At 65.0% G+C, this 23,505-nt stretch carries 25 protein-coding genes; 18 read left to right on the top strand and 7 right to left on the bottom strand.

Annotated features, from left to right (window positions below):
• Positions 1 to 23: 23 nt before the first annotated feature.
• The 3 genes from FB389_RS04625 to FB389_RS04615 are packed head-to-tail and all read left to right on the top strand — an operon-like array spanning position 24 to position 2,122.
• A complete protein-coding gene (locus tag FB389_RS04625) occupies positions 24 to 833 on the top strand; it encodes a Bax inhibitor-1/YccA family protein (RefSeq protein WP_281282023.1) in 810 nt (269 codons plus the stop codon).
• A gap of 57 nt (positions 834 to 890) precedes the next feature.
• Positions 891 to 1,298, top strand: a complete 408-nt coding sequence (locus FB389_RS04620; RefSeq protein WP_142111586.1) for an FKBP-type peptidyl-prolyl cis-trans isomerase — start codon at positions 891 to 893, stop codon at positions 1,296 to 1,298.
• 32 nt (positions 1,299 to 1,330) lie between these two features.
• Positions 1,331 to 2,122: a LysR family transcriptional regulator substrate-binding protein gene (locus FB389_RS04615; protein WP_170207875.1), complete on the top strand. Its 792-nt coding sequence runs from the start codon at positions 1,331 to 1,333 to the stop codon at positions 2,120 to 2,122.
• Between the two features lie 118 nt (positions 2,123 to 2,240).
• On the opposite strand, the gene msrA is transcribed toward FB389_RS04615, so the two are convergent.
• Complete coding sequence (msrA, locus tag FB389_RS04610) at positions 2,241 to 2,906, bottom strand: peptide-methionine (S)-S-oxide reductase MsrA (protein WP_142111584.1); 666 nt, start codon at positions 2,904 to 2,906, stop codon at positions 2,241 to 2,243.
• Positions 2,907 to 3,017: 111 nt separating this feature from the next.
• On the opposite strand from msrA, the gene ilvA reads away from it, so the two are divergent.
• Entirely contained in the window at positions 3,018 to 4,226 is a 1,209-nt protein-coding gene (ilvA, locus tag FB389_RS04605; protein WP_142111583.1) for a threonine ammonia-lyase, read from the top strand.
• A gap of 66 nt (positions 4,227 to 4,292) precedes the next feature.
• Positions 4,293 to 4,742: a TspO/MBR family protein gene (locus FB389_RS04600; protein ID WP_142111582.1), complete on the top strand. Its 450-nt coding sequence runs from the start codon at positions 4,293 to 4,295 to the stop codon at positions 4,740 to 4,742.
• A gap of 230 nt (positions 4,743 to 4,972) precedes the next feature.
• Here the strand turns inward: FB389_RS04600 and greA are convergent, their stop codons facing one another.
• Both greA and FB389_RS04590 read right to left on the bottom strand, forming a co-directional pair.
• Positions 4,973 to 5,455: a transcription elongation factor GreA gene (gene greA, locus FB389_RS04595; protein WP_142111581.1), complete on the bottom strand. Its 483-nt coding sequence runs from the start codon at positions 5,453 to 5,455 to the stop codon at positions 4,973 to 4,975.
• 1,011 nt (positions 5,456 to 6,466) lie between these two features.
• Positions 6,467 to 6,889 carry a DUF4307 domain-containing protein gene (locus FB389_RS04590; protein ID WP_142111580.1) on the bottom strand — a complete coding sequence of 141 codons (423 nt, stop codon included), beginning with the start codon at positions 6,887 to 6,889 and terminating at the stop codon, positions 6,467 to 6,469.
• A gap of 137 nt (positions 6,890 to 7,026) precedes the next feature.
• Between FB389_RS04590 and mca the strand changes: the two genes are divergently transcribed.
• Genes mca through FB389_RS04575 form a run of 3 tightly spaced genes read left to right on the top strand, consistent with a single transcriptional unit; the run spans position 7,027 to position 9,250 of the window.
• The gene (mca, locus tag FB389_RS04585; RefSeq protein WP_142111579.1) at positions 7,027 to 8,010 is read left to right on the top strand and encodes a mycothiol conjugate amidase Mca; all 984 of its coding nucleotides are present in this window, start codon (positions 7,027 to 7,029) and stop codon (positions 8,008 to 8,010) included.
• Between the two features lie 8 nt (positions 8,011 to 8,018).
• Entirely contained in the window at positions 8,019 to 8,462 is a 444-nt protein-coding gene (locus tag FB389_RS04580; protein ID WP_142111578.1) for a hypothetical protein, read from the top strand.
• Positions 8,459 to 9,250 (top strand): nitrilase-related carbon-nitrogen hydrolase, encoded by a 792-nt coding sequence (locus FB389_RS04575; RefSeq protein ID WP_142111577.1) that lies wholly within the window; start codon positions 8,459 to 8,461, stop codon positions 9,248 to 9,250. The genes FB389_RS04580 and FB389_RS04575 overlap by 4 nt, the downstream gene beginning before the upstream one ends.
• Before the next feature lie 85 nt (positions 9,251 to 9,335).
• On the opposite strand, the gene trhA is transcribed toward FB389_RS04575, so the two are convergent.
• Entirely contained in the window at positions 9,336 to 10,007 is a 672-nt protein-coding gene (gene trhA, locus FB389_RS04570; protein ID WP_246043519.1) for a PAQR family membrane homeostasis protein TrhA, read from the bottom strand.
• Between the two features lie 186 nt (positions 10,008 to 10,193).
• Here trhA and FB389_RS04565 point away from each other — a divergent pair, with 186 nt between their 5' ends.
• The 8 genes from FB389_RS04565 (at position 10,194) to FB389_RS04530 (ending at position 18,998) form a co-directional block, all read left to right on the top strand.
• Positions 10,194 to 10,958, top strand: a complete 765-nt coding sequence (locus FB389_RS04565) for an isoprenyl transferase (protein ID WP_142113543.1) — start codon at positions 10,194 to 10,196, stop codon at positions 10,956 to 10,958.
• Between the two features lie 83 nt (positions 10,959 to 11,041).
• Positions 11,042 to 12,271, top strand: coding sequence for an AGE family epimerase/isomerase (locus FB389_RS04560; RefSeq protein ID WP_142111575.1), 1,230 nt, complete (start codon positions 11,042 to 11,044; stop codon positions 12,269 to 12,271).
• Positions 12,268 to 13,191 (top strand): carbohydrate kinase family protein, encoded by a 924-nt coding sequence (locus FB389_RS04555; protein WP_142111574.1) that lies wholly within the window; start codon positions 12,268 to 12,270, stop codon positions 13,189 to 13,191. The genes FB389_RS04560 and FB389_RS04555 overlap by 4 nt, the downstream gene beginning before the upstream one ends.
• A 60-nt stretch (positions 13,192 to 13,251) precedes the next feature.
• Positions 13,252 to 14,658, top strand: a complete 1,407-nt coding sequence (locus FB389_RS04550) for a cystathionine beta-synthase (RefSeq protein ID WP_142111573.1) — start codon at positions 13,252 to 13,254, stop codon at positions 14,656 to 14,658.
• Complete coding sequence (locus FB389_RS04545; RefSeq protein WP_142111572.1) at positions 14,630 to 15,874, top strand: cystathionine gamma-synthase; 1,245 nt, start codon at positions 14,630 to 14,632, stop codon at positions 15,872 to 15,874. The genes FB389_RS04550 and FB389_RS04545 overlap by 29 nt, the downstream gene beginning before the upstream one ends.
• A 331-nt stretch (positions 15,875 to 16,205) precedes the next feature.
• Positions 16,206 to 17,174 carry a MetQ/NlpA family ABC transporter substrate-binding protein gene (locus FB389_RS04540; RefSeq protein WP_142111571.1) on the top strand — a complete coding sequence of 323 codons (969 nt, stop codon included), beginning with the start codon at positions 16,206 to 16,208 and terminating at the stop codon, positions 17,172 to 17,174.
• A gap of 73 nt (positions 17,175 to 17,247) precedes the next feature.
• Positions 17,248 to 18,321, top strand: coding sequence for a methionine ABC transporter ATP-binding protein (locus tag FB389_RS04535; RefSeq protein WP_142111570.1), 1,074 nt, complete (start codon positions 17,248 to 17,250; stop codon positions 18,319 to 18,321).
• Positions 18,321 to 18,998, top strand: coding sequence for a methionine ABC transporter permease (locus tag FB389_RS04530; protein ID WP_142111569.1), 678 nt, complete (start codon positions 18,321 to 18,323; stop codon positions 18,996 to 18,998). The genes FB389_RS04535 and FB389_RS04530 overlap by 1 nt, the downstream gene beginning before the upstream one ends.
• 39 nt (positions 18,999 to 19,037) lie before the next feature.
• Here FB389_RS04530 and FB389_RS04525 read toward each other — a convergent pair whose 3' ends face one another.
• Positions 19,038 to 20,060, bottom strand: a complete 1,023-nt coding sequence (locus FB389_RS04525; RefSeq protein ID WP_142111568.1) for a LacI family DNA-binding transcriptional regulator — start codon at positions 20,058 to 20,060, stop codon at positions 19,038 to 19,040.
• A gap of 277 nt (positions 20,061 to 20,337) precedes the next feature.
• Entirely contained in the window at positions 20,338 to 20,883 is a 546-nt protein-coding gene (locus tag FB389_RS04520) for a DUF2505 domain-containing protein (protein ID WP_142111567.1), read from the bottom strand.
• Between the two features lie 55 nt (positions 20,884 to 20,938).
• Between FB389_RS04520 and FB389_RS04515 the strand changes: the two genes are divergently transcribed.
• Entirely contained in the window at positions 20,939 to 22,396 is a 1,458-nt protein-coding gene (locus FB389_RS04515; protein ID WP_246043518.1) for a sensor histidine kinase, read from the top strand.
• Positions 22,397 to 22,478: 82 nt separating this feature from the next.
• Here the strand turns inward: FB389_RS04515 and FB389_RS04510 are convergent, their stop codons facing one another.
• A complete protein-coding gene (locus tag FB389_RS04510; protein WP_142111566.1) occupies positions 22,479 to 22,727 on the bottom strand; it encodes a WhiB family transcriptional regulator in 249 nt (82 codons plus the stop codon).
• Positions 22,728 to 23,028: 301 nt separating this feature from the next.
• Here FB389_RS04510 and FB389_RS04505 point away from each other — a divergent pair, with 301 nt between their 5' ends.
• The gene (locus tag FB389_RS04505) at positions 23,029 to 23,505 is read left to right on the top strand and encodes a hypothetical protein (RefSeq protein ID WP_142111565.1); all 477 of its coding nucleotides are present in this window, start codon (positions 23,029 to 23,031) and stop codon (positions 23,503 to 23,505) included.

Genomic DNA, 23,505 nt, shown 5'->3' with positions numbered 1-23,505 from the left:
CATCGACCAACCAGGAGCCATCAGTGAGCAACCCAATCTTCAGTAACAACAAGACCTTTACCGCGGGCACGACCGTGCAGCGATTCCCGGATCAGACGGTGGGCGCCGGCAGCACGATCGATGCGAACCAGCTCGACACGATGTACCAGGCCCCGGCGGCCTCACCGCTCGACACGAACCGGCTGACGATCGACGACGTCATCGTGAAGACGGCCGGTGTGTTCGGACTACTGGTCGTGGCCGCCGTCATTGGCTGGCAGATTGCCGAGACCATGCCCGCCGTCTGGCTCGGGGCGCTGGTGATCGGCATGGTGCTGGGATTGGTGAATTCCTTCAAACGCAAACCGAGCCCCGTGCTGATCCTGGCATACGCGGTCGCCGAGGGCGTGTTCTTGGGTGCCATATCCGCCGCATACAACGCGGCGTGGGACGGCATCGTCTTGCAGGCGGTACTGGCGACCTTTGCGACCTTCGCGGCGTGCCTCTTCCTGTTCAAGTCAGGCCGCGTGCGCGTTACTCCCAAGTTCAACAAGTTCCTGTTGATCGCGATCGCCGGATACGCGCTGTTCTCGCTGATCAACCTGGTTCTCATGTGGACCGGCGTACTGAGCGGATGGGGAATGTTCAGCGGTCCCCTCGGCATCGGAATCGGGCTGTTCGCCGTGGGGCTGGCCTCGATGTCGCTCATCTCGGATTTCGACTCGATCCAGAACGCGATTAGCTCCGGTGCGCCGCGGAACGTTGCGTGGACCGCCGCGTTTGGGCTGATCGTCACCCTGGTCTGGTTGTACCTTGAATTCCTGCGCCTGCTCGCCATCTTGCGCAACAACTAGTCAAATAGGCTTCCTAGCCGCCCGCAACCGTGGGCATCGACAATCTCAGGAGAAAACGTGTCTGTAGAACTACCTACCGTTTCCGGGCAATTCGGCGACGAACCAACCCTCACTTTCCCGACCCCGGATGCGCCCGTCGGCCTGCAGGTCCAGGTTCTTTCCGAAGGGGACGGGCAGGTCATCAACGCCGGCGATGCGATCGACGTGAACTACCACGGCCAGATCTGGAATGGCGGCATCTTCGACTCGTCGTTTAAGCGCGGTTCGTCCATCGACTTCCCGATCGGCGTCGGCATGGTCATCAAGGGATGGGACGATTCCCTGGTGGGCAAGAAGGTGGGGTCGCGCGTGCTGGTGTCCATCCCACCGGAATTCGGGTACGGCGCCCGCGGCGTGCCGCAGGCCGGTATCGGCGGCACCGACACGCTGGTGTTCGTGGTGGACCTGCTCGGGGTCAAGCACTGAGCGCTCCATTCAAACTTGCGTATGTACCCGGGGTGACACCGGGCAAGTGGCAGCGGGTGTGGCGGGAATTGGTTCCCGCGACCCCGCTGTCGGCCTCTTTGGAGAGCCAGGAGAGGGCCGTCGGCGGCCTCAGCGCGGGTGAATTCAACGCCGCGCTGGTACGGGTGCCGGTCCCGGGAGACCAATGGCACACCATAACACTGTACGAAGAGGCCACCGTCGTGGTCGCGCCCGTCGATCACGCGTTGACCGTCTTGGATGAATGCGTGCTCGCCGATCTATCCGATGACGTGGTCCTGACGCCGCCGGACACCGGCCTGGTGTGGGGCGAGTCAACGATCCGAGGGCGGCGGCCGCTCCTGGACGTGCCGACGGTCAAGGACGCGATCGAATGGTGCGCGGCATCCGCCGGTTTGCTGGTTGTACCGATGTCGTTGGCCCGGTTGTACCATCGCAAAGACGTCGCCCACTTGCCGGTGATTGATGCACCAACCTCATCGGTGGGGCTGGTGTGGTCGCGGCGCGCCGCACACCCGCTATGCGACGACTTGGCGGGGATCGTGCGCGGGCGCGGCGCGCGCAGCTCGCGGGGGGATGCGGGGCGGGCGAATGGCGGGAACGCCGATCGTGGGCGAACGGATGGCGGGCAGGCTGATGGTGGGCAACAGCCCCGCAAAGGCGGACAGCGGGCAGAGGGCACCGGTGGCGGCCGCGGCGAATCTGCGCGTGGCGGATCAGCGCGCGGAACCGGCAGAGGTTCTGCGGGCGGACGGCGTGCCGGGGGCAGCCGCTCTCGTGGCAAGGGCACGTCGGGCCGCCGCTAGGGGCAGCCGCTCCCGTAGAAGGGGCGCGGTCGAGCCGCCACTAGCGGATCACCGAGTTGGGTGTAGGGCCACCGCCGCTAGGAACCGACGCCATTGAGCGCGGACCTGCATTGGCCGCCTACGAACACGACACCCCGGTCGAGTGCACCGGGCAGTACCCGTTCGGATTCTTCACCAGATACTGCTGGTGGTAATCCTCTGCCAGGTAGAACGGGCCGGCCTGAGCAGCCGACACGATCTCGGTGGTGATCGGCGGGAACCCGGCCGCAGCGAGGCGCGGGGCGAATACGTCGCGTGTCTCTATAGCCAGATCCCGTTGGGCCTCATCGGTCCAGTAGATCGCCGACCTATATTGGGTCCCCACGTCGTTGCCCTGGCGGAACCCCTGCGTCGGGTCGTGCAGTTCCCAGAAGCGGGCAAGCAGGTCGCGCGTGGCAAGGTCGGGGCCGTACGCGACGCGCACTGTTTCTGCGTGCCCGGTGAGCCCGCTGCACACCTCCTCGTAGGTCGGATTCGGGGTGAAGCCTCCCTGATACCCGACGGCCGTCGTGAACACGCCGGGCAGCTCCCACAGCGCCCTTTCGGCGCCCCAGAAGCATCCCAACGCCAGGCCGATGACCTGCGTACCGGCGGGGAAGGGGCCATCTATCGGCGTGCCGAGGGCGGCATGGCGCCCGGGGACGGGCAAGACTGGAGCCGTCCGTCCCGGCAGTGCCCGCTCGCGCGTAACTGCGATGGGCGCGGGTCGCGAAAACAAACGCGAAAACACATCGTCAAATGCCATTGCTCAGTCCTTCCACCGGGTATTTCTTTCCAGTGTGGCAGGAAAAAACGAACGAAACATGCGGGGCGGTATTGTCGAGATGTTCCAGGCACCGATCTTCCGGAGACTCCGATGAGCGAGACCACCGTTGCAGACGCGCAGGCCATACTGGCGGGGCGGATCACGACCACGCCGGTCGCGTACTCGCGCGCGCTAAGCGAGCTAGCGGGAACCGAGGTGTGGCTTAAGTGCGAGAATCTGCAACGAACCGGTTCATTTAAGATTCGCGGGGCGCTCGTCCGAATGGAAGGTTTGGATGCCGACCAACGCGCGCGCGGCGTCGTCGCCGCAAGTGCCGGCAATCATGCGCAGGGAGTCGCCTTGGCGGCCGCCGCGCTCGGGATCGACGCCACGATCTACATGCCAGAGGGCGCCGCATTGCCCAAGGTGGCCGCAACCGAGGCCTACGGTGCCACGGTCAAGCTGGTCGGGGTCAATGTGGCCGATGCGCTGCAAGCGGCCGCGCAGGATGCGCAAGATACAGGACGAGTTCTGATCCATCCCTTCAACCATCCCGACATCATCGCGGGGCAGGGCACCATCGCCCGCGAGATCGTGGACCAGATACCCGGCGTGCGGACAATCATTGCTCCGCTGGGTGGGGGTGGATTGGTCGCCGGACTGGTGCGCGGCGTGAGGGAAATCGATTTGTCGCCGCAGCAGGCCGGTATTGATGTCGTCGGCGTGCAGGCGGCGCGCTTCGCGGCGTACCCCGCTTCCGTTGCCGCGGGCCAACCCACACTGGTGCACGGCAGCACAACGATGGCCGACGGCATCGCTGTTTCGGAGCCCGGGCAGGTGCCCTTTGACATCATCGTCGGCACGGCGAAGATCGCGACAGTGGAGGAAGAAGACATCTCTCGCGCACTTTTGCATCTGTTGGAGCGCAGCAAACTGGTCGTCGAACCAGCGGGAGCTGTGGGCGTCGCCGCCCTCTTGGCACACCCGGAGCGATTCTCCCAAGGTCCGGTGTGCATCGTATTGTCCGGCGGGAACGTCGATCCGACCGTGCTGTTGCGGGTGATCCGGCACGGTTTGGCAGCGGCCGGGCGCTACCTCAACCTCAGGGTGCGGTTGATCGACCGGCCGGGGGCGTTGGCGGAGCTTGTGGACGAACTCGCGCGTGACGGCGGCAATGTGATGCACGTCGACCACGTGCGTACCGGGCCGGATCTGGCGATCGACGAGGTCGAGGTCACTTTCCAGGTCGAGACCAAGGGGCCCGCGCACTGCGCCGAGTTGTTGGCCGGGTTGCGGGCGCACGGCTACCGGGTACTGTAGGCAGGACCGCGCCGGGGATCGGCGCGGTGGCAGCGGGGTGTAACACCGCCATCTGGGAGGTAAGCCGTGGGAAAACTCGCGCATCGGTTCTGGGCCGTCGGGACAGTCGCGGGGGCTGCCGCTGTTGGGCGGCTTGCGGCCGCTGACGCGGCGGACGTTTATGCGAGGCTCGATAAGCCGCGCTGGGCGCCGCCCGCGTGGCTATTTGGGCCCGCTTGGGGGCTCCTTTACCTCGCCAATGTGGGCGCTGGCCTGCGCAGCGCCACTGCGACCGAGAAAATACTGCACACCGCGCAGCTTGCGTTGAATGCTGCCTGGACGCCGCTGTTCTTCGGAAGGCGCCGTCAGCGCGCCGCGCTGAGCGTCATCGCGGCGCTCGATGCCGCGGTCATCGCCGAGATCGTCGTGCTGGCGCGGCGCGACAGGGTTGCAGCGGCGCTGCTGGTTCCCTATGCCGGGTGGCTCCTTTACGCCACGGCGCTGACGGCCGCAGTGGAGGATCCGCGCGCTGCGTAGGCCGGTTGACGTCCGGGCGCATCCCTTTGCGTGCTGTGGTTTGGGGTTTGAGCAGCGCGCTGTGCGGTGAAGGCAGCGCGGGGTGGTGAATTGTGCTGGTGGCGCGGGTGCGCGCCGGTCCTGCGGTTGCGCTCTGCTGTTGCGGGTACGCGCCGCGTTGCTCCTGGGACGACAAAGCGGGCGGGGACCAATTGGTCACACCGCCCGCGGGTCACTCAACTGCCGGGTTGTCAGCCGGTAAAGGGCTTGGCAGAAACGATCTCGACCGCGATCTCGTTGCCGTTCGGCGCCGGATACGAAACTTTGTCACCGACCTTCTTGCCGTTGATTGCCGCACCCAGCGGCGATGTCGGAGAAAACACGGAAATCGATGTCGTTTCGGAAATCTCGCGTGAACCCAGGATGAACGTGAGGTTCTTGCCAGCAACGACCGCATCCACCAGCATCCCCGGTTCGACGATCCCATCGTCGGGAGGCGTACCGACCTGGGCGGTGCGCAGCTTCTCAGTGAGCTCTCGGATGCGGGCCTCGTTCTTGCCCTGCTCCTCACGTGCCGCGTGGTAGCCGCCGTTCTCCTTCAGGTCGCCCTCTTCACGTGCCGCGGCGATGCGGCGAGTGATCTCGGCACGCACTGGACCCTGTAGGTTTTCGAGTTCCGCGCTCAACTTGTCGAACGCGTCTTGTGTTAGCCAGGTTCCGGCGTTTTCGGCCATAGCCAACTCCCTTCATGGTGCCTGATGTGGTGCGCAGTCTCCAGCGCATGAACTAACAAGCATACATCGAACGGAAAGCCCCGGGTGGCGCCGGGGCGGCCAAATGATCTCCGGTGCCGAGGAATCTGAAGGGATGCGGGCCGCTAGCGAGCGGATCCGCGGTGGTGTGGTGTCGTCGCCCGTCGGCCTGGTGCGGGGGTGGTCTCGATACGCCCGCTGTGCGGGCAACTCGACCAGCGGGGTCGCGTGGTGTGGGATAGTTCGTTGATCGAGTGCGCCCGGGGGCGTGTATCGAGATCAATCTTTGGTGCGGGGGTGGTCTCGATACGCCCGCTGTGCGGGCAACTCGACCAGCGGGGTCGCTGAGTGCGGTGGTTTGTGTTCGTTGATCGAGTGCGCCGGAGGCGTGTATCGAGATCAATCTTTGGTGCGGGGGTGGTCTCGATACGCCCGCTGTGCGGGCAACTCGACCAGCAGGGTCGCTGAGTGCGGTGGTTTGTGTTCGTTGATCGAGTGCGCCGGAGGCGTGTATCGAGATCAATCTGGTGTGGTGTCGTCGCCCGTCGGCCTGGTGCGGGGGTGGTCTCGATACGCCCGCTGTGCGGGCAACTCGACCAGCAGGGTCGCCTGGTGTGGGATAGTTCGTTGATCGAGTGCGCCCGGGGGCGTGTATCGAGATCAATCTTTGGTGCGGGGGTGGTCTCGATACGCCCGCTGTGCGGGCAACTCGACCAGCGGGGTCGCTGAGTGCGGTGGTTTGTGTTCGTTGATCGAGTGCGCCGGAGGCGTGTATCGAGATCAATCTTTGGTGCGGGGGTGGTCTCGATACGCCCGCTGCGCGGGCAACTCGACCAGCGGGGTCGCTGAGTGCGGTGGTTTGTGTTCATTGATCGAGTGCGCCGGAGGCGTGTATCGAGATCAATCTTTGGTGCGGGGGTGGTCTCGATACGCCCGCTGCGCGGGCAACTCGACCAGCGGGGTCGAACGTAACCGTCGATGGTGGGCTAGCGACTACGAAGACGCGGGTTCGCACGAACGCACGACAGCTGACACGGCCGTCTCTGTCGTTGGAATGTCGATCGAAACGATCTGCCGCGCGGCGTCGCTGGGGCCTACATCCAGGGCGACGAACCCGACCTGGACATAGGAGTGGGATAGGGCTTCGACCTCGCATCGCACTGTCATCGACTCCGGCTTCGTAACGTTGAAGGTCAACGTCGTGGATTCGGAATTGTTCACCTTAAACGAAATTACCTGCGAGTCGACGGAGGTGGACTCGTCCCCAAATGCTGCCCAGGCAGCCCCCGCACACCCGAGCGCTAAAGCAACTCCGATCGCGATTTTCTGCTGCAAAGAAAGGGAGCGTCGCCCGTCGGTGCCGGCAGTGTCTGCGCCCTCCTCGTCAAGCATTTGTGTCACATCGTCGCCTGTCATGCATCCTCCGCCCGCCACGATTTACCGCTACCAGTGTCGCATCTTGCCCTGGCATGCCGCATTCCGCACCGATCCTCGGCGATAATCGATGGAGTTGAATCCTCCGGAGGTAACAAGTGGCCCCCCAACGCAGGCTTATGGCCGTTCACGCGCACCCCGACGACGAATCGTCCAAGGGCGCCGCGACGACCGCAAAATATTCCGACGAGTCCGCCGAAGTCCTCATCGTCACATGCACGGGTGGGGAACGCGGGGACGTGCTCAACCCGACGTTCACCGGGGACTATAAGGGCCTGGAAGCAATGCGCGAACTGCGGCAACGCGAGATGGCGCAGGCGCGCGAGGCGCTCGGGGTTTCGCAAGTCTGGCTTGGTTTCGTCGATTCAGGGTTGCCCGAAGGCGACCCCCTACCACCGCTGCCCGCGGGATCGTTCGCCGCCGGTGACTTGGCCACCGAGGTGCCAGAGCTGGTGCGTTTGGTTCGATCGTTCCGCCCCCACGTTATGACCACGTACGACCCCATGGGCGGGTACCCGCACCCGGACCACATCCGCACCCACCAAATATCGGTTGCGGCGTACATCCTGGCCGCGCACCCCGATTACCGACCCGATCTCGGGGAGGCGTGGAGCGTCCTCAAGCTCTACTACAACCACGACTTCTCCATCGCCCGCTCGTTGGCGCTCCACGAAGCAATGCTTGATGCTGGGCTCGAATCGCCATTCGGTCCCTGGATCGATCGGCGAAATGAGCATCCGATCCTGGAACGCCACGCAACAACACGCATAGATGTCGACCCGTGGCGGAACCGGCGAGACGCGGCACTGCGCGCTCACGCTAGCCAGATCGATCCGGGGGGATTCTTTTTCGCGGTGCCTCGCGAACTCGAATCGCAGGTTTGGCCGTGGGAGGAATTCGAGTTGGCGTCCACGCGTGTGCCAGCCTCTATACCGGAGGTTGACCTTTTCGCCGGCATCGACCCGGAGGCAAGTGACGCTGAACTCCAAGCCGCGGCTGCTGGCGAAGGCGAGCCGCCCATCGCGGGATATGAGGACACGGAGTCTGCCATTGATTTTCTGTTGCCAGCCGGCATCGAACCCGATAACACCACGACGAATTGAGGGCAGCGATGTTTCACACCGCCTACGGTTTCGTGTTGGCGGCACAAGGCGCCGGCACCACGACGTCACCGGAACCCGTGCTGCGCGACGATCTGAAATCCACGGACGTGGCTCCCGGCCTAATCGGGTTCGCTGCGACTTTCCTGATGGTCATCGTAGTTATCTTCCTGATGGTGTCGTTGTCCAAGCGGATCCGCAGGATCAAGCATTCCGCGCACGCTGATCACATGGTCGAGGCCGCCTTGCTCCCGGATCCGCGCCCTGATGGTGCTGCTGTGTCCGGAGGGGATGGTGGCGTGGCCTCTGGTGGGGGTGGTGTGGTTTCCGGAGGGGATGGTGGTGCGGCCCCTGGTGGGGGCGGTGCGGTCGCCCAGAACGGTGCGGTCGCCCAGAACGGTGCGGTCGCGTTCGGTTCCGGCAGCGAGCGCGTTGGCAAGGACGCCGACGCGTGAGGGTGTCGATTGCCCAAATTGAGGCGGGGGCAGACACTGGAGCGAACGCGGTAGTAGCGCGCGACGCCGGTAGATACGCCGGGGAACGTAACGCCGACCTCCTAATCCTGCCGGAATACGCGAGCGCCTTCGATCCTCAAGGTGTCGGGGTGGACCTGGCGCAGGGCCCGGACGGGCGCTACAGGGCAGAACTGCGGAGTATTGCGCGAGAACATGCCCTGTGGATTGTTGCGGGAGTGACCTCGTTTGCCGCTGCTGGGCAAAAGGCCGCGAGCGAAGTCGTTGTAGTTGGCCCCGACGGGCTGGACCGCGCGACCTACCGTAAGGTCCATCTCTACGATGCGTTCGGGCACCGCGAATCAGATCGATTGGTCGCGGGTGACCCGCAGGACGACCCCGTGGTGGTGCAAATTGCTGGCGTTTCGGTGGGCGTTATGGCCTGTTATGACCTGCGCTTTCCAGAAAGTGCCAGGCGCTTGGTGGACGCCGGAGCCGAGGTGATAGTGGTTCCCGCCGCATGGGCACCCGGGCCGGGCAAGGCCGAGCAGTGGGAAATACTCCTGCGCGCCCGAGCGATCGAAAACGTGGCAATCCTGATCGGGGTGGGCCTTACGGGCAAGGGTGCCATCGGCGCATCGCAGGTGATCACGCCGGACGGAGCAGTCGGGCTAGCGTGCGGTGCGCAGCCGCAACTGCGCACAATCGATATAGATACGGCGGCCGTAGCCCAGATGCGGGAAGCTAATCCGTCCCTGCGCAACCGCAGGTTCCGCGTGGTGCCCGCCTGACGGCGAAAAAAAGGGGGCTGGGCTCGGTGTGGGCCTGGCGGCGTTTGCGGGTCCGGCCCGCCTGACGGCGAGCGAGGCCAGGCAATTAGCGGGCGGCCGCCGTGACCGTTGTGGCGGCGATCATGATGGCCGTGCAGTGGCACGCGAAGGCGGCCAAGGTCAGGGAGTGGAAGACCTCGTGAAATCCGAACCAGGTGGGGCTTGGGTTCGGCTTCTTGAACCCGTAGACGACGGCGCCAAGCGTGTAGGCCAGCCCCCCGGCCACCACCAACCACACGACCGCGGGGCCGCCGGTTCGCCAAAAGGACGGTAGGTAGGCGACGGCGACCCAGCCGAGAGCCACGTAGATCGGTACATAGAGCCACCGCGGCGCGGTGAGCCACAGCACGCGGGCGAGGAGCCCGGCGATCGCCCCCGCCCACACGATTGACAGCAAAATGATGCAGTTGCGTCGATCCAGCAGCAGCACCGCCAACGGGGTATAAGTGCCGGCAATGAGCAAAAATATGTTGGAGTGGTCGAGCCGACGCAGGACGGCTTTGGTACGCACGGACCAGCGGCCGAGGTGATAGGTGGCGCTGGTGGCGAAGAGCATGACCGACGCCAGCGCAAATGTGGCGGAGGCAAGCTTTCCCGGAACCGTCGGTGTCAGGCAGACCAGGACGATGCCAGCAGCCAGGGCCAGTGGCGCAGCGCCTGCGTGGAGCCACCCGCGCAGGCGCGGTTTGAGGTCGGAGACCCCTGAGGTCGGTGTCACACACACTCCCTGCGATCGATTAGTGACCCGGATCGGTGAAATGCCGAAGCGGCGATGCCCTAATAACCTACGCTACCGTAACTTAAGGGGGCATGCCACAACCTCAGGTAACCTAAATTGGTGAGTTGGCTCAAGAACCGCATCGGCATCGACGCCTTGCGATCCAGGCGCGGACAGCGTCGGCGATTGCGGCTTCCCCGACCGATTTATGGGCTCTACGAACGCAGAATCCTGGCGAGCCTGCCGCAAGCACGGCGGCCCTGCCACGTCGGGGTGATCCTCGACGGAAACCGCCGGTGGGCGAAGGCGTTCGGGGAACCTGCCCTCACCGGTCACCAGCGGGGGGCCGACAAGATAGCGGAGTTCTTGTCTTGGTGCGAGGAACTGGACATTCAACTTGCAACGCTGTGGATGCTGTCCACGGACAATCTCAGCCGCTCGGCGGACGAACTACAGGACCTGCTCGCCGTCATCGAGGGATCCGTGACGGACCTGGCGGCCGCCCAGCGCTGGCGGATACGGGTGATGGGCCGACTCGACATGCTCCCCGCGGGGCTGGCCGACGCGCTACGGCGAGCCGAAACCAGTACGGCCGGGCTCGATGTGCCGATGCAGGTCAACATCGCCGTCGGCTACGGCGGCAGGGATGAAATCGCCGACGCGGTGCGGGCGGTGTTGCGCGAACGCGAAGCGCACGGGGCCACGCTTGCGCAGGTCGCGGCCGACATCGACGCCGTCGACATCGCCGCGCACCTCTACACCAAGGGGCAGCCCGATCCGGACCTAGTCATCCGCACATCGGGCGAGCAACGGCTCTCGGGGTTCCTGCTGTGGCAGTCAGCGCACTCGGAATTCTATTTTTGCGAGGCGTTTTGGCCCGAATTTCGCCGGGTTGACTTTCTTCGGGCACTTCGGTCCTATTCCGTTAGGGAGCGGCGTCTGGGAAGGTAGTAGCGTTTGGTATGACAACGTTGTTTGAGGTATAGGGGCGTTTGCCGTCCCGCACTGGATCACTAGATATGAGGTAAACATCAATGCAACCGTGGTACGAACTGCCCAGTCATCGCCTGTGGCTGCAGCAGCAGAGCGTCGATTTGCTGGACTTCGGACGCAACGTTGTGCGCAGCGGCGGTGGCGCCAGCGTCTTGTCGGATGACGGCCAGCCGCTCGTCGACCAGCCGGTTTTCACGTGGATAACGTGCCGCATGGTGCACGTCTACTCCATTGGGACGTTGCTGGGCATCCCCGGGAGCAAGCCTGTGGCGCAGGGAGCGCTGGCCGGTTTGACCGGGATTCTCAAGGACGAGGCCGCCGGCGGCTGGTTCTCCTCGGTCGCAGCTGACGGCACCCCCGAGGCGGACAAATCGGCCTATGCCCACGCGTTCGTGTTGCTGGCGGGGACCTCTGCCACGCGCGCGGGCCTCGAGGGCGGCCGCGAACTGCTCGACGCGGCCATTGAGGTCTTCGAAAAGTACTTCTGGGATGAGGCCGCGGGCAAGCTCATCGACACGTGGAGCACCGACTTTTCCACCCCCGATCCCTACCGGGGCATCAACGCCAACATGCACGGCGTCGAGGCGATGCTCACCGTCGCCGACGTCACCGGCGACGACAAGTGGCTGCTGCGTGCCCAGCGCGTCGTTGACTTCGTGATCGAACAGGCGAAGGCCCACAACTGGCAGATTCCCGAACACTACGATGTGAACTGGAACGCCGAGCTCGAATACAACGACGACCAGCGCGACGACCAATTCAAACCGTACGGCGTCACCATCGGACACTCGCTTGAGTGGGCCCGCCTGATGCTCCACCTCGAGGCGTCGTTGGATGCGCTGTCGCTTCCGCACGGCGACTATCTCGGTGCGGCGACCGCCTTGTTCCAGGCCGCCGTCGACAAGGGGTGGGATGTGGACGGGGAACCCGGTTTCGTGTACACAACCGACTGGGAAGGCAAACCCGTCGTGCGAGGCCGCATGCACTGGGTGGCCGCCGAAGGCATCGGCGCGGCCGCCGCCCTGTGGGAGCGTACACGCGAGCAACAGTATGCCGACGCGTACCAATTGTGGTGGGATTACGTCGATACGCACCTGATCGACCACAAGCTCGGTTCGTGGTTCCACGAACTGGACGAAAAGAACGTTCCGGCGGCCCTGGTGTGGCCCGGCAAGCCGGACCTGTATCACGCGTTCCAGGCGACACTGATTCCGCGGCTTCCGCTCACGCCGTCGCTGGCCAGCGCGGTCGCTGAAGGGAAACTGCGATGACGGACAACCAATTGCTCATTATCGGTGAGGCGCTGATCGATGTCGTCCACCGCCTCGACGGCACGGTGGACCGCGTGCCCGGCGGGTCACCCGCCAACGTCGCGATCACGCTCGGTCGCCTCGGCAACGAACCAGAGTTGCTGACGTGGATTGGGACGGACGAAGCCGGGCAGCGCATCGTCGAATGGTTGCGTGCATCCGGAGTGAAGGTCGTTCCGCAGTCGCAGGGCGCCGACCACACTTCCAGCGCCACCGCCGTGCTCGGTGCGGATGGGGGAGCGAAGTACATCTTCGACATCGAGTGGAACTTCCCGGCGGATTACAGCCCGCAGGGCGTAGGGCACGTCCACCTCGGATCGATCGGCGCGGTCCTGGAACCGGCCGCCGACGCGATCTACGAGTTCCTCCTCAAGGCCCGCGCGGCGGGGGCAACGATCTCGTACGACCCGAACGCGCGCCCCGCAATCATGGAGGTCCCCGAGGTCACGGCGGCCAAGTTCGAGCGGTTGGTGGCGATTTCGGACGTCGTCAAGGTCTCGGATGAGGACCTCGAATGGTCGTCTCCGGGCGAGGACTACCTCTCGGTGGCCAAGCGGTGGGCGGCCTCGGGCCCGAGCCTGGTCGTCGTCACCCGCGGCGGCAGCGGGGCGCTCGCCGTCCACGGGCAGAACATCCACGAGATCGACGGCGTCAAGGTCGAGGTAGTCGACACGGTCGGTGCCGGCGACACCTTCATGGGCGCGCTGATCGATGGCCTGCTCGGTGCAGGGGCGCTGGGCGCCGGCAAGCACGGAGAACTCGTCAATCTCGATCGCGATGCGCTGGAGGCCGTGCTGAGCCGATGCGCAAAGGCGGCGGCCGTCACCGTCTCGCGTCCGGGGGCGGATCCGCCCACCAAGGCCGAACTCGACGGTAAGTAAACGTTGTCCACGACCCGGCCGCAGTTAGCGCTACGGCCGGGTCGTCGCTACGGTGGAGCAATGAAATATGCCTCACACATCTCCGAGCTGGTCGGCCACACCCCGCTGGTAAGGCTCGGGTCGATCACCGCGGGCCTGAGCGCCACCATCCTGGCCAAGGTCGAATACATGAACCCGGGCGGGTCCGTGAAGGATCGGATCGCGGAGCGAATCATCGCTGAGGCCGAGGCCGCAGGCAAGCTTCTTCCCGGCGGGACGATCGTGGAGCCGACCTCCGGCAATACCGGGGTCGGGCTAGCCATGGTGGCGCAGCGCAAGGGCTACGACTGCATCTTCGTGTGCCCCGATAAGGTCTCCCAGGACAAGCGCGACGTCTTGCGCGCCTACGGCGCCGAGGTCGTCATCACCCCAACCGCCGTCGCGCCCGGCGACCCAAACTCGTACTACTCGGTTTCGGACCGTCTTGTCCGCGAAATACCGGGGGCATACAAGCCCGACCAGTATTCCAATCCGGCGGGCCCCGCCAGCCACTATGCGTCGACCGGCCCGGAAATTTGGGAGGATACCGATGGGCGCATTACCCACTTCGTTGCGGGTGTTGGCACGGGCGGCACGATCACCGGAACCGGTCGATTTCTGCGGGATGTGTCGAAGGACCGCAGCGAGGCGGACGGTGGCGAGGTGCGGATCGTGGGCATCGACCCGCGCGGATCGGTCTATTCGGGCGGCACCGGGCGCCCCTACCTGGTTGAGGGCGTGGGCGAGGACTTCTGGCCCGCCGCCTACGACCCGCGCGTCCCGCACGAGGTGATCGCGGTTTCCGATGGGGATTCCTTCGACATCACCCGGCGTCTCGCGATCGAGGAGGCGCTGCTGGTCGGCGGCTCCTCCGGGATGGCGGTTGCGGGTGCGTTGGAACTGGCGGAACGCCTGGAATCGCAGGACCCCGCGGCGGCCGCGCGCGCGGTGATCGTCGTACTGCTGCCGGACAGCGGCCGCGGGTACCTGTCGAAGATCTTCTCGGATTCGTGGATGCGTTCCTACGGGTTCTTGCCCGCGCAGGGTGAGTCGACCGTCGATAGCGTGTTGCGCGGCAAGGCCGACGGGTTGCCCGCGCTGGTGCACACGCACCCCACCGAAACGGTTCGCGACGCGATCGATATCTTGCGCGAGTACGGGGTCTCGCAGATGCCCGTGGTAAGCGCGGAGCCGCCGATCGTGGTGGGGGAGGTCGTCGGGTCGGTCACCGAGCGGGACCTGCTGGAGGCGGTATTCGCCGACTCGGCCGCGCTCAGCGATCCCGTCGTCGACCACATGTCCGCTCCGCTGCAGCAAATCGGATCGAGCGAATCGGTAGCTGCCCTGCAACTGATTTTGCAAACACACGACGCCGTCCTGGTGCTCGATGAGGGGAACCCCGTCGGTGTCCTGACCCGCCATGACCTGCTCGGATATCTGGGAGCGTAAGCAAGTGACGAATAAGGACGAGTTCCGCGAAGCCGGTTTCGCGACGCGCGCTATACACAGCGGTCAGGCACCGGACCCCACCACGGGCGCCGTCATTGCGCCCCTCTACCTGTCGTCGACCTATGCCCAGGAACGGGTCGGGGACCTGCGCGCGGGGTACGACTACGGGCGTGCGGGGCACCCTACGCGCACGTCGCTGGAAGCAACCCTTGCATCGCTGGAAGGTGGCGCGAGTGCGCACGCGTTCGCGTCCGGGCTAGCGGCCGAGGACGCGGTGTTGCGGACCATCGCGCGTCCCGGCGACCACATCGTCATTCCGGTGGATGCGTATGGCGGCACGTATCGGCTCATATCGCGAGTGTTCGGACAGTGGGGCGTGGCGGCCAGCCCCGCGCAAACCGCGTCGCTCGAGGCGGTCGAGGCCGCGATCGTGCCGGGAAAGACGCAGGCGGTGTGGGTCGAGACGCCATCGAATCCGCTCCTGGGAATTAGCGATATCGCTGCGCTCTCGGAGCTGGCCCACGCGCACGGCGCGCTGCTTGTCGTCGACAATACGTTCGCCACCCCCGCGTTGCAGAACCCACTGATGTCGGGCGCCGATGTGGTGGTCCATTCCACAACGAAGTACATCGCCGGACATTCCGACGTGATCGGTGGGGCGGTCGTGGTCCGCGATGGCGCGACGCTGCCGCGCGGGCGCGAGGGCATGGCGGGCTCCGGATCGTTGAGCGAGGAACTGCGATTCCAGCAGTTGGCCGTGGGCGGGAACCAGGGGCCGTTTGACCTGTACCTGACCGCGCGGGGGCTCAAGACCCTGGAGCTGCGCATGGAACGGCACTGCGCGTCCGCGCGAACGATCGCGGACTTCTTGGTGGCGGAGTTGGGCGACGCGGCGGTGCTCTACCCGGGGCTCGATACGCACCCGCACCACGAGGTCGCGACGCGACAGATGAGCGGCTTTGGGGGAATGGTCTCGTTCCGGGCGGGGAGCCCCGAACGGGCTCGCCGCATCGTTGAATCGACAAAAGTCTTCACCCTCGCCGAGTCGCTTGGCGGCGTGGAATCGCTGATCGAGTACCCGTACGCGATGACTCACGCCTCCGTTGTGGGATCCGCGCTCGAAGTTCCTGCTGACCTGGTGCGGGTTTCCGTCGGGATCGAGACGGTGGGCGACCTGCTTGCGGACTTGGCGCAGGCGTTGGGGTCCGCGGGCTGACCCGGTCGCGCATCCCAAGGCGTGAGACGCGCTTGGGATCCCGGTGACCGAGCGGCAAGATTGATCCCATGACAAGGGGAGCCCGCCGCGCGACACCGGCGATGAGCGTAGCGACAGCGCACTGCTGTCGAATGTGCCCCGTCATGGCGTTGCCGTGCTGTGACTAGTGACGCAGCAACAACCCGCCCGGCACCACACAGCCCGGGCACCACCACGCCTGCACCTTGAGGCAATCCGTCCCCGCGGGTCGCGGGGCACTCGTCGGAAAATCAACACCACATCGGGATCAGGTCCACCAATCCTGCCCGGCTATTCCTACAAGGAGAATTCAATGTCACGCACTCGCCGAACACTTGCGGCCATAGCGCTCGCATCCGCCACGGTACTTTCTCTCGCGGCCTGCTCTGGCTCATCGACATCATCGAGTTCGGCGGCGACCACGACGACCACCGAGGCAGCCGCTGGCACGTTCACCGCGCCCGGCGACGCTGACAAGGGCGGCAAGGATAACCCGGTCAAGATCGGAGTCGTCGGATCCAGCGGCCCGCAGTGGGATACCTTCGAAAAGGACGCCAACGCGGCCGGCATCTACGTCGACCTGGTCGACTTCAGCGACTACCAGCAGCCCAACCCGCAACTCGCCGCCGGGCAGCTCGATCTGAACCAGTTCCAGCACATCTTGTTCCTGGCCCAGTACAACAACGAATCCGGTGAGAAGCTGGCCGCAATCGGGTCGACGGCGATCTACCCGCTCGGACTGTACTCGGAGAAGTACAAATCGGTTGCCGAAATCCCGCAGGGAGCCCAAGTGGCCGTTCCCAACGACGGCACCAACCAGGCGCGCGCGCTCGGCGTCTTGCAATCCGCTGGCCTTATCACGCTGAAGTCGGGAACCGGAGCGCTGGTGGCGACGCCGGATGACGTTGACACTGCCGCATCGAAGGTCGTCGTGACGCCCGTGGCCGCCGACCAGACGGCCAGGTCGCTGGGCGACAAGCAGATCGCGGCGGCGATCGTCAACAACGACTACGTCACCGACACGGGCCTTGAGCCGAGCGACGCGATCGCCAAGGACGACCCGAGCGCCGATTCCGCGAAGCCGTTCATCAACATCTGGGCGGCGCGCGAGGCGGATGCGGACAACCCCGTCTACCTCAAGCTCATCGAGATCGCGCAGTCGGCCGACGTCGAGGCCGACCTGCAAGATAACTCGGGCGGGACCGCCGTGATCGTGCACGAAACCCCGGCGAACCTTGCGACCTACCTCGCGGACGCCGAGGCGCAACTAACCAACAAGTAAGCTTCTGCCAAAGATTGCGGGGCAAGCAGCCTGATCGGTTGTTCGCCCCGCAATTCCTATGAAAGGCGTCCCGATGAATGATCCAGCGACCACCGCGAGCGGCGACCCCATCATCTCCCTCAGCGGCATCACCAAGACGTTCAATGGCGGTGCGGTGCGCGCCGTCGACGATGTGTCACTCGATGTGGAGCGGGGCGACGTTTACGGAGTTATCGGCTACTCCGGGGCCGGAAAGAGCACCCTGGTGCGGGTCATCAACGCCCTGGAACTACCCGATAGCGGGCGCGTCGTCGTCGACGGGCGCGATGTCACGGCCGCCGGCCAGGGCGAGCTGCGCGAGATTCGCCGCGATATCGGAATGATCTTTCAACACTTCAATCTCTTCAATGCGCGCACCGTGGCGGCCAACATCGGGTATCCGCTCAAACTCGCGAAATGGCCCAAGAAGAAGCGAGCCGAACGCGTTGCGGAGTTGCTCGACTTTGTAGGCATCGCGGACAAGGCCAAGCGATATCCCACCCAGCTTTCGGGCGGCCAAAAGCAACGGGTCGGCATCGCCCGTGCGCTCGCTACCTCGCCGGCGGTGCTCTTGGCCGACGAGGCGACCAGCGCGCTCGATCCCGAAACCACGCGTGAAGTGCTTGACCTGCTGCGACGCATCAACCGCGAACTGGGGGTCACTATCGTGCTCATTACGCACTCGATGAGCGTGGTGCAGCATCTTTGCAACAAAGTTGCGGTCATGGAAGGCGGTCGAATCGTTGAACGCGGGGCCGTCTACGATGTGCTGGCGCGCCCCGAGCACCCCGCCACGCGGCGGTTCATCGCCTCGGCGCTGGCCGACAAGCCGAGCGAGGCGGTGACCGACCGCCTGCGGCGCAGCCACGCGGGACGCCTCATCGTCGTGTCCCTGCGCGCAGATGGGACCGATTCGTTCGACCTGTCCGCCTTGGGCGTCCCCGCATCCGTTGTCTACGGGGCGATTACCGAAGTCGAAGAGCGACCATTCGGATCTCTCACCCTGGAGCTCAGAGGCTCCGCGGACGAAAATCGCGCAGCTATCGAACGGCTGCGCGAATATGCCGACGTGCGCGACTTGGGCGACGGCGACGAAGCGGCACCTGCAACCGGAAAGGCGGGCAACTAATGCTCCCCATGGTCAATCAGTGGGATTCGGACCGGTACACCCCCAAGCTCATCGAGGCGGTCCAAGAGACGCTGCAGATGGTATCGCTCACGCTCCTGATCGGGGGTCTGTTGGGGCTGGCCCTGGGCGTCATCGTCTTCGCCACGCGCAAGGGCGGAATCTTCGCGAACCGGCCGGTGAACGCACTGGTCAACGTCCTCATCAACTTCATCCGCCCCATCCCCTTCATCATCTTCCTGGCCGCGATCCGCCCGCTAACGCAGGCCGTGATGGGGACCGGGCTTGGCACCGAGGCGATGATTTTCCCAATGACGATCGTCTGCACGGTCGCGACCGCGCGGATCGTGGAGCAGAACCTGGTCGCCACGGACCCTGGAGTCATCGAGGCGGGCATCGCCATGGGTGCTTCGCGGCTCCACGTGCTGATGCGAGTCGTGGTTCCCGAAGCGTTGGGGCCGCTGGTGCTGGGGTATGCGTTCCTGTTTGTCGGCGTCGTCGACATGTCGGCCATGGCCGGCATCATTGGCGGCGGCGGGTTGGGTGCCTTCGCGATTCAGTGGGGATATCAGCGCTACAACGACCTCGTCACCTGGGTCGCGGTCGGCATCATCATCGTCATGGTCCAGGTCGTGCAGTTCATCGGCAACGCGATCGCCCGTAAACTCCTGCGGCGGTAGCGGTAGCGGCCGGTGCGCGGCGCGCGGTGGGTCGGCGGGTCAAACTGCCTGATCGCCGATCCACGGAGTCACCAGGTGGGTTGCCGACCCGGGCTCGTCGGATTCGCAGGCCGGTTGCGCATCCTTGTCGAGCTGCGCAACCAACATGGTCGCGGCCAACCGCGCAATGTCTGCCGCCGGGTGAACGACCACCGCGAGGTTGCTGGCCGGAACCCGCGTGAAATCGGCGGCACCGAATGCCACCACCGGGATGCGCGCGTGTCGCGATTGCGCATCGGCCCCCGCGGGCGGCGTCGCGCCAAGCTCAAGCAGCGCTCCCACAGCGAGCGGACCGTTCTCCGTCAACACCGCATCGAAGGCCGCCCCCTGGGCGCGGGCCTTACGGATAGCCGTGCAGCCCGCATCGATCCCCAGCCCAGTGGCGTCGACGCGTAGTGCGTCGATTCCTTGCGCCGCGCTCAAGCGTGCCCACGGTTCGGCGAGATCGCTCGTTGGACCGGCGATCAAAAGTGGCCTGGTGGCGCCGCGCGCTGCGAACTGGGCAAGCCCCAGGCGCACGACCTCGTCGAAATCCACGCCCGCGTACGTGGGGACACGGCCCGCGACGGCGGGTCGGCCAATGAAAACGCTGGGGAGCCCGGAGTCGAGCACAACGCCTACGGTGTTAGCGTCGACCCCCGCGCTTGCAACGATGACACCGTCCGCGAACCCCGGGCGTAGTGTCCGACGCAGCCTTTCTATGCGTTCCGGTTCGGCGCTTGCCGGCTTCAGAACCACGGACAGACCCGCGGCATCACAAACGTCGATCACGGATTTGATGATGTCGCGGTGCGTGGGCCGCGAAACCTGGTCCGTAATGAGGACGATGAAACCCGTTTTGCGCATCACCAGGAAGCGGGCCGCATGGTTGGGCACGTAGCCAAGGCGCTCAATGGCATACTCGACCGCTCGTTTTGTGGCGGGGGAGACCCTAGCAGCGCCGTTTATGACGCGTGACGCCGTTGACCTGGAAACTCCAGCGGCAATGGCAACCTCATCGAGCGTGGGGGGACGCTGCTCCATCGTGCTCCTTCAAACGGCGTGATCCGGTCCGTCGCTATTCGTCGCGTGCGATCACAACCGTGCCGGTCGAAGACGTTGGGCGTGCCCCCATGCATGTCTGGTAACTCCAGACAAAGCCAACATCGCAGTGGCCGCAAAGCGGCGCACAGATAAAACCGGACGGCCGGCGTCCACCAAGTAAGGCATCACGATGCGCCGGACCGCACAACACCACTAAGGTTATCCTGCCTGCGCGCATGAAAGCGACGATTCTCGCTGCGGACGCGCCGCAGCTCCCTTACTCGCCCGATCTCGATTTGAGCCATTCCTCGAGCGCAGCGCAAAGCGCGTCCACCGCGGTGCGCACGCCATCGGCCACCTGGCGCTCGATGACGGCCCCGAACAGCGGCACAGTTGCGCGCACCGTCAGGTCGTAGCGGAGGTTGCAGCCTCCTTCCGTGGGAAGCACGCGCACGTGTCCGCTCGCGTGGGCGGGGACTCCCGCGACCTCGATCGCGATGGTTCCGTAACGCGGACCGTCGGCTCCCTGCATGGGCTCAGCCCACGCGTCCACCTCGCGCAACTCAAGATTTGACCCGACGAAGGCACGCGCTTGCGCGGGGATGACCGTCGTCGGCAAATTGCGACGGACCACCACCGTGGCGGCACCATTCGTCTGAGATGTTGTGGTGATATGGGTGACAGTCGCGCCCGTCTTGGCAGTCACAAACGTGATGAAGTCCTCGTCGCAAAGAGCGCTGACGACCGCGGACGTTGAGTAAGCAACTGCCGTTGCGACATCGACCTGCATGATCCTCCAATCACGTTGAGCAAAATCACTCACGCTAAGCCTATGCCGGACTATGGCCGACTGCCCGCTACTGCGTATGGTTACTTGTGTGTCAACTATCAGCGAACTAGTCGCCGCTCACACCGATCTTGACCCTGCACAGGCGGATTGGCTCCATCTTCTCATCGGAGACTGGCAACTCATCTCCGACCTGGCCTTCGCTGATCTGGTGCTGTGGGTGCCCACGACGGATGGCGCCTTCATGGCGGTCGCGCAGTGCCGGCCGAGCACCGGCGCCACCGTGCATTACGACGATATTGTGGGCAGCTTCGCGCCAGAAGGATCCGTTGAGATTCTGCGTGAGACTATGGCCACCGGCAAGATCCACAAGATTCGCGAGCCGCGCTGGTTCGGCACCTACGCGGTGCGTGAGGACACGGTGCCGGTTAGGCGGGGCAGCACGGTGATCGCAGTCCTGGCGCGCCAGACCAACCTCGGGTCCGGGCGCACGCCGAGCAGACTCGAACTGAATTACGTCGAGGCGGCCGACGACCTGCTCACCATGGTGTCCGTCGGAGATTTTCCGCTTCCCGACGGGACCACCGGGCCGCGGCGAGGCGCCCCGCGGGTTGGCGACGGGCTGATCCGACTCAACGGCGAGGGTGAGGTGCTGTACGCAAGCCCGAACGCCCTGAGCTGCTTTCATCGCCTGGGCGTCATGGGGCCGCTTGTCGGCGACTCGCTGATCGAGATCGTTACCGACATCGTCGAATACAAGTCGCCGGTGGATGAATCGTTGCCATTGGTTTTGCTCGGCAAGGCCGCCTGGCGTGCTGAAATCGAATCGCGCGGGGTTTGCCTCTCGCTGCGAGCGGTGCCGCTGATCGAGCCGTCGGGGGCGCGCATAGGGGCCGTGCTGTTGTGTCGTGACGTTTCGGAGCTGCGCCGCCGCGAGCGGGAATTGATCACCAAGGATGCGACGATTCGCGAGATACACCACCGCGTCAAGAACAACCTCCAGACAGTGGCCGCCCTGCTGCGTCTGCAATCGCGGCGCATGAAGGTGCCGGAAGCACGCGCAGCATTGGACGAGGCCATGCGCCGCGTCGCCACTATCGCCCTAGTGCACGACTCGCTGTCGCAGGCGCTCGACGAGCGCGTCGAATTCGATGCCATGGTGGGCAGAGTGCTGCGCCTTGCCGCGGATGTGGCCGCCGCTGACACGCCCGTGCGGACGGTGTGCACCGGCAAGTTTGGGCACGTGCCGGCTGACGCCGCGACGGCGCTAGCGCTAGTTCTGACCGAATTGGTGACGAACGCTGTTGAGCACGGGCTGGCCCCCGTCGGCGGCGGGACGGTCGAAATCATCGCGGAGCGAACCAACGCCGGGATGCACATCTTAGTGAGCGACGACGGCCAGGGCATGGGCGACGCGGGGCCGGGCGGCGGCCTGGGTACGCAGATCGTATCCACGCTTGTCGCAAACGAACTGCGCGGAACAATCAGTTGGAGCGCCCGCCCGGGCGGTGGCACGGAGGTTCACCTCGAAGTTCCGCTCGACGACTAGCGCGGTTCCCGCGCCCGCAAAACGAAAGAGCCGCTGGGCACCCGATCGGTACCCAGCGGCTCTGAGGAACTAGTGACAGGCTTTAGCCGGCGCGGCGCGCGCGAGCGGTGCGGCGCTTGAAGGCGCGGCGCTCGTCCTCCGACATTCCGCCCCATACCCCCGCGTCCTGCCCGGATTCGATGGCCCACTTGAGGCACACGTCAACGACCTCGCACCGGTTGCACACCTTTTTTGCTTCTTCGATCTGCACCAGGGCCGGGCCGGTGTTCCCAATGGGGAAAAACAGTTCCGGGTCCTCGGTCAGACACGCAGCGCGATTGCGCCAATCCATGAACATGCTCCTTAAGCGGTCAGACAATGCCACGAATCGGTCCGCGGAATTGTCGATCCCGGGGCCAATTCCCGCGATCGACAGCCGTCGATTGGTTCGCTATTGACCACAACTCGGACCCAAGAGTGAACGAAGTGAGGCTCTGGCATTGCCGGAGGGTAAAAATAGCCGATATCTAGGTTCACACGACTGGCGGCAGATCACAAGAGATCGGGAAGGTCTACCCGATCCCTCCAGTGTTGCCTTCGTCACATTTGAGCCGCTTGTTCGACTGCGGTAGGGACTTAGGTACGGTAGGACCATGACATCCAACGAACCGATTCTCGAAGCGCAACCGAGCACGGTGCCCAGCGAGCGGCCGACGTGGCAGCTCAGAGCGCTCGCGGCCGTTTTCGGCGCGCAGGGCCTGCTGGCGCTGGCAGCAGCGGGGGTTGGGGTGTGGCTGGCCATCGGCGCAGATAGCGACGAACGCTCCCTGCTCGTGGGCCTGAGCGTGGCGGCGGCGGGGATCGCATTGGCGTTTGGCGCATTCGCCCGTGCCGCGTTCGAAAGTCGCTCATGGCTGCGCGGCCCCGCCATTACGCTCGAATTGTTGGTCCTGGTGGCCACGGTGTCGGTGGTCTCGTCGCTGCCCTACCTGATGTCAGGGATGCTGCTCGTGACGGCGATGGCAAGCCTCGTGCTGCTTTTCCTGCCCCGCGTGGTGCGCGCGACGACGAGTGCGGGACGTATGCGTGGCGCCTACCCCGAGCCGGAGCAGGCGCCACGCGATGAGTGA

It is taken from the genome of Rarobacter incanus (genome assembly GCF_006715765.1).
Classification (GTDB): Bacteria; Actinomycetota; Actinomycetes; order Actinomycetales; family Cellulomonadaceae; genus Rarobacter; species Rarobacter incanus.
This window is presented reverse-complemented; position numbering and strand designations above follow the sequence as displayed.

Bases quoted from the DNA above. Each gene is read 5' to 3' on its own strand.
- msrA (WP_142111584.1), bottom strand. From the start codon at position 2,906: ATGGCATTTGACGATGTGTTTTCGCGTTTGTTTTCGCGACCCGCGCCC.
- ilvA (WP_142111583.1), top strand. From the start codon at position 3,018: ATGAGCGAGACCACCGTTGCAGACGCGCAGGCCATACTGGCGGGGCGG.
- greA (WP_142111581.1), bottom strand. From the start codon at position 5,455: ATGGCCGAAAACGCCGGAACCTGGCTAACACAAGACGCGTTCGACAAG.
- FB389_RS04590 (WP_142111580.1), bottom strand. From the start codon at position 6,889: ATGACAGGCGACGATGTGACACAAATGCTTGACGAGGAGGGCGCAGAC.
- mca (WP_142111579.1), top strand. From the start codon at position 7,027: ATGGCCGTTCACGCGCACCCCGACGACGAATCGTCCAAGGGCGCCGCG.
- FB389_RS04580 (WP_142111578.1), top strand. From the start codon at position 8,019: ATGTTTCACACCGCCTACGGTTTCGTGTTGGCGGCACAAGGCGCCGGC.
- FB389_RS04560 (WP_142111575.1), top strand. From the start codon at position 11,042: ATGCAACCGTGGTACGAACTGCCCAGTCATCGCCTGTGGCTGCAGCAG.
- FB389_RS04555 (WP_142111574.1), top strand. From the start codon at position 12,268: ATGACGGACAACCAATTGCTCATTATCGGTGAGGCGCTGATCGATGTC.
- FB389_RS04550 (WP_142111573.1), top strand. From the start codon at position 13,252: ATGAAATATGCCTCACACATCTCCGAGCTGGTCGGCCACACCCCGCTG.
- FB389_RS04545 (WP_142111572.1), top strand. From the start codon at position 14,630: ATGACCTGCTCGGATATCTGGGAGCGTAAGCAAGTGACGAATAAGGAC.
- FB389_RS04540 (WP_142111571.1), top strand. From the start codon at position 16,206: ATGTCACGCACTCGCCGAACACTTGCGGCCATAGCGCTCGCATCCGCC.
- FB389_RS04535 (WP_142111570.1), top strand. From the start codon at position 17,248: ATGAATGATCCAGCGACCACCGCGAGCGGCGACCCCATCATCTCCCTC.
- FB389_RS04530 (WP_142111569.1), top strand. From the start codon at position 18,321: ATGCTCCCCATGGTCAATCAGTGGGATTCGGACCGGTACACCCCCAAG.
- FB389_RS04525 (WP_142111568.1), bottom strand. From the start codon at position 20,060: ATGGAGCAGCGTCCCCCCACGCTCGATGAGGTTGCCATTGCCGCTGGA.
- FB389_RS04510 (WP_142111566.1), bottom strand. From the start codon at position 22,727: ATGGATTGGCGCAATCGCGCTGCGTGTCTGACCGAGGACCCGGAACTG.
- FB389_RS04505 (WP_142111565.1), top strand. From the start codon at position 23,029: ATGACATCCAACGAACCGATTCTCGAAGCGCAACCGAGCACGGTGCCC.